Genomic DNA, 4,723 nt, shown 5'->3' with positions numbered 1-4,723 from the left:
CTGACCGCGGCGGCGGCTTGTTTGGCGGCGGTGGCGGCGTGGCCGGCGGTGGTCTGCAGCCAGGACGCGTAGGGGGCGGCCGCGGTGGCCATCGATGTCGCCGCAGGGCCCTGCCAGCCGTTGCCGGTCAGTTCGGATAACGCCGCGGCGCAGATGCCGGCGGCCGAATCCAGCTCTGCGGCCAGGCCGGCCCACGCCGTCGCTGCCGCTGACAGCGATTGCGGACCCGGGCCGGCATACATCAGACCGGAGTTGACCTCCGGGGGCCACACCCCGAAATCCAGCCCCGCCACACCAGCCATCACCGCCCCCGAGCTAACCGGCGCCTACAGCGTTGGCAGCCTCGGTCAACGCGTAGGAGCCCGCGCTGGTTCGCAAGGTGGTGACCAACATCGACAGAATCTGTTCCGCCTGCGCGCCGATCGCCTGATACAGGTGGCCGTAGCCGGCGAATTGGGCTGCGGTCAGCGCCGACACCGGGTCGGCGGCGGCGGGAATCACTCCGGTCGTCGGGGCCGCGGCCGCATCGTTGTGAGCCGACACCGCCGAACCGGCCCCGGCCAAATGCCCCGCAGCCGCCTCCAGCAGCTCCGGTTGCGCTGTGACAAAAGACATGGCACCCCTTCCTCGTTGAGACAGACACGTCTGTTCGCGGACGCAGCTCGCGTCATGTCGACCACGCGCGCGGGACACATCTGCAGAACTAGACGACAATGAATATCATTATCTGAGGATCCTATGAATATCACGAAAGGTGTAACAGGATCAAGAAGGTCGGTTAGGGATCACGGGCTGGGCTGCGCGGCGGGCTGATCCCGGCTCGACCGGCCGCGTCGAAGGTGCAACCAACGATCCGGCCCGCTCACACCGGTGAGCTGCGCGGTGAGATCTGCACGGTCGCTGGGCTACGGTGAAGCGCCGGCGGTAGGCGCCACCTTTGACGAGACGGAGGCCCAGCCAGATCATGTCCAGCGCGACAGCAGTGATGGGTGCCGGCGCGTGGGGTACGGCGCTGGCCAAGTTGCTGGCCGATGCCGGCGGCGAGGTGACGTTGTGGGCGCGCCGGCCCGAGCTCGCTGCGGAAATCAATGACAGTCTTCGCAACCCCGACTACCTGCCGGGCGTGCAGTTGCCCGCGGGCATCAGGGCCACCGCGGATGCCGAAGAGGCGCTCGATGCGGCGACAACGGTGCTGCTGGCCGTGCCCGCGCAGACGATGCGCGCCAACCTCCAACAGTGGAACGGTCTGTTCGCCACCGGAGCGACGTTGATCAGTACCGCCAAAGGCATCGAGTTGGGCACGCTGATGCGGATGAGCCAGGTCATCGTCGACGTGACCGGCGTCGACCCGTCGCAGGTCGCGGTGATCTCCGGGCCGAACCTCGCCAGCGAGATCTCCGCCGGGCAGCCGGCCGCCACCGTCATCGCGTGCAGCGACTCCGGTCGCGCGGTGGCGCTGCAGCGGATGCTCAACGCCGGTTATTTCCGGCCGTACACCAACGCCGATGTGATCGGCACCGAAATCGGCGGCGCCTGCAAGAACGTGATCGCACTGGCTTGCGGGATGGCGGCCGGCCTCGGCCTCGGGGAAAACACGGCGGCGGCGATCATCACCCGCGGCCTGGCCGAAATCATGCGGCTTGGCATCGCGGTCGGCGCCAAGGCTGCGACGATGGCCGGCCTGGCCGGGGTGGGCGATCTGGTCGCCACCTGCACCTCGCCGCGGTCGCGCAATCGTTCCTTCGGCGAAAGCCTGGGGCGCGGCGAAACCCTGGAGTCGGCGATGCGGGCGCGCGACGGCCACGTCGTCGAAGGGGTGACGTCGTGTACCTCGGTGCTGGCGCTGGCCTCCAGTTACGACGTCGAAATGCCGCTGACCGACGCCGTCCACCGGGTCTGTCACAAGGGCTTGTCGGTGGATCAGGCGGTGATCGCGCTGCTGGGGCGCAGCACCAAGCCGGAATGAGCTTGTAACCAGCGCTGCAGCACCAGACGGTAGCCTCTCTAGACTGTGGACGCCCGCCTGCCTTCCGGTACGCCCGATCAAGGCCGTGTCCGGGTTGCCGTTGTATTCGGTGGACGCAGCAACGAGCACGCCATTTCCTGCGTCTCGGCGGGCAGCATCCTGCGCAACCTGGACCCTGAACGGTTCGAGGTCGTCGCGGTGGGCATTACCCCGGAAGGCTCGTGGGTACTGACCGACTTCGACCCGGACGCGCTCGCGATCGCCAACCGGCAATTGCCCGCAGTGAGCGCGCAGTCGGGCATCGAGCTGGCGCTGACTGCGGACCCCGGGCGGGCTGGGCAGCTCATCGCACTGTCACCGGGCGGAACCGAGGTGTTGGCCGCGGTCGACGTGGTGTTCCCGGTGCTGCATGGGCCGTACGGCGAAGACGGCACCATTCAAGGCCTGCTCGAGCTCGCCGGGGTGCCATACGTTGGTGCCGGGGTGCTGGCCAGCGCGGCGGGAATGGACAAGGAGTTCACCAAGAAGCTGCTGGTGGCCGAGGGACTGCCGATCGGCGACTACGCGGTGCTACGGCCATCGCAATCCATGCTGGACACCGAACAGGTTGACCGGCTTGGGTTTCCGGCATTCGTCAAACCAGCCCGCGGCGGCTCCTCGATCGGTGTCAGCCGGGTCACCAGTCGTCAGGAACTGCCCGACGCGATCGCCTACGCCCGCAAGCACGACCCGAAGGTGATCGTCGAGTCGGCGATCGACGGCCGGGAACTGGAATGCGGCGTACTCGAATTCCCCAATGGCACAGTGCAAGCCAGCGCCGTCGGCGAGATCCGGGTGGCCGGGGTCCGCGGCCGTGAGGACTCTTTCTACGACTTTGCGACCAAATACCTCGATGACGCGGCCGAACTCGACGTACCCGCCAAGATCGACGACGACGTCAGTGATGCCGTGCGGGAGTTGGCCATTCGGGCGTTCAGGGCGATCGACGGCCGGGGTCTGGCGCGGGTGGACTTCTTCCTCACCGACGACGGGCCGTTGATCAACGAGGTCAACACGATGCCCGGCTTCACCAGGATCTCGATGTATCCCCGGATGTGGGCGGCCAGCGGCGTGGACTACCAAACCCTGCTCGCGACCATGGTGGACACCGCGCTGTCGCAGGGGATAGGTCTGCGCTAGCCCGGTTTGGGGTTAGCCCGGCATTGGGGTTAGCCCGGTCTCGACGGATCGATCGGGTGGGCCGGCAGGACGCGGTCGATCAGCTCGGAGAGTTGTTGGATCGGCGTCGGTCCAGAGCCCTGCGGCAACGTCAGCGCCACGTAGACGGTGCGATCGACGGTGTACCAGGTGAATCGTTGTTCCTGGCCGACCTCGAACCACTGCACCCGGTCGACGACCTGGATCGGGGCTCCGACGACGAAGTCGACCGGACGCTCGAGGCCACATCGCAGTACGACGGGATCCCCGGCGCCGGCGGGCTGCCAGGCGGCGACACCGGCGGGTGCGGGCTGGGCCAGTTGGGCGCGGGAGTAGTCGCCGAGTCGTTGGGGTAGCGCGCCGAACAACGTCTGGCAGGCGGGATCCTGGGCCTGCGGCGCCGGCATCGCGGAGACGACCATCGGCGACACCTCGTTGCGGGTTGCCGCGATGGCCAAGATGACACCGATCGTGCCGATCGCCACCACCAGAGCGGCGATGAGCGCCGTTTTCGGCGGGCCATCAGACGCGGCCATAACCTCACCCTCTGCTCGATCTCGGTGCTCTAGAACTTACCGTTGTCGGTGTGGCAAGCGGTGGGTCGGATCGAACGCTCGGGAACCTCGGTGAGTTCGGGGTGATCGAGCGGCTGACGCGCGGCCGGCCCACGTCGGGCGACCTGGTCGTCGGGCCGGGCGATGACGGCGCGGTGGTTGCCGCCGGCGACGGCCGCGTGGTGGTGTCGACCGACATGCTGGTCGAAGGCCGGCATTTCCGGCTGGATTGGTCGACACCGCACGATGTCGGCCGTAAAGCCATGGCGCAGAACGCTGCCGACATCGAAGCGATGGGCGCACGGGTCACCGCCTTCGTGGTCGGCGTTGGCGCGCCGGCGCACACCCCGGCCGCGGACATCGACGCGCTGACCGACGGGATGTGGGACGAGGCCGGCCGGATCGGTGCCGGCATTGTCGGGGGCGACCTGGTCAGCAGTCCCCAGTGGGTGGTGTCGGTGACGGTGCTCGGCGACCTCGGTGGCCGAGCACCGGTGTTGCGGTCGGGGGCGCGGCCGGGCTCGCAGTTGGCCGTCGCGGGCCGGCTGGGTTGTTCTGCCGCAGGATATGCGTTGTGGCACCGCGGGGTTGATGGATACAGCGAGCTCCGTCGATGCCATCTGGAACCGTGCCCGCCGTACCGGCAAGGTCGCGCGGCCGACGCGGCAGGGGCGCTGGCCATGATCGACATCTCCGACGGTCTGGTCGGCGATCTCGGTCATGTGGCCGAGGCGTCCGGCGTGTCTATTGATCTGAGCACCAAGGCGTTGCGCGCCGACCACGAAGCGTTGGTGGGCGCGGCGGAGGCCGTCGGCGCCGATCCGTGGGACTGGGTGTTGGGCGGGGGAGAGGACCACGCTCTGGTCGCGGCGTTCGCAGGTCCGATACCCGCCGGGTGGCGGGTGATCGGGCGGGTGCTCGGCGGGTCTGCGGGCGTGCTCGTCGACGGCCGGCCCTGGCTCGGCTATGCGGGCTGGCAGTCCTTTGAGCAGTAAGGTAGCGGTGG

The 4,723-nt window shown here is 68.4% G+C and carries 6 protein-coding genes; 3 read left to right on the top strand and 3 right to left on the bottom strand.

Annotated features, from left to right (window positions below):
• The coding region (locus AC2VOU_RS12660; protein ID WP_486957692.1) for a PPE domain-containing protein at nt 1-302 on the bottom strand (302 nt) is incomplete at its 3' end.
• A gap of 13 nt (nt 303-315) precedes the next feature.
• Nucleotides 316-615 (bottom strand): PE family protein, encoded by a 300-nt coding sequence (locus tag AC2VOU_RS12655; protein ID WP_486957691.1) that lies wholly within the window; start codon nt 613-615, stop codon nt 316-318.
• A gap of 349 nt (nt 616-964) precedes the next feature.
• Here AC2VOU_RS12655 and AC2VOU_RS12650 point away from each other — a divergent pair, with 349 nt between their 5' ends.
• Entirely contained in the window at nt 965-1,966 is a 1,002-nt protein-coding gene (locus tag AC2VOU_RS12650) for an NAD(P)H-dependent glycerol-3-phosphate dehydrogenase (protein WP_486957690.1), read from the top strand.
• A 57-nt stretch (nt 1,967-2,023) separates the two neighbouring features.
• The gene (locus AC2VOU_RS12645; RefSeq protein WP_486957693.1) at nt 2,024-3,145 is read left to right on the top strand and encodes a D-alanine--D-alanine ligase family protein; all 1,122 of its coding nucleotides are present in this window, start codon (nt 2,024-2,026) and stop codon (nt 3,143-3,145) included.
• Nucleotides 3,146-3,174: 29 nt separating this feature from the next.
• On the opposite strand, the gene AC2VOU_RS12640 is transcribed toward AC2VOU_RS12645, so the two are convergent.
• The gene (locus tag AC2VOU_RS12640; protein ID WP_486957689.1) at nt 3,175-3,699 is read right to left on the bottom strand and encodes a DUF3515 domain-containing protein; all 525 of its coding nucleotides are present in this window, start codon (nt 3,697-3,699) and stop codon (nt 3,175-3,177) included.
• A gap of 50 nt (nt 3,700-3,749) precedes the next feature.
• Here AC2VOU_RS12640 and AC2VOU_RS12635 point away from each other — a divergent pair, with 50 nt between their 5' ends.
• Nucleotides 3,750-4,712 carry a thiamine-phosphate kinase gene (locus AC2VOU_RS12635; RefSeq protein WP_486957688.1) on the top strand — a complete coding sequence of 321 codons (963 nt, stop codon included), beginning with the start codon at nt 3,750-3,752 and terminating at the stop codon, nt 4,710-4,712.
• Nucleotides 4,713-4,723: the final 11 nt, after the last annotated feature.

This window comes from Mycobacterium sp. TH-M25 (assembly GCF_057473665.1).
The sequence above is the reverse complement of the archived record's forward strand: the minus strand, read 5'-3'. Positions and strand labels throughout refer to the sequence as shown.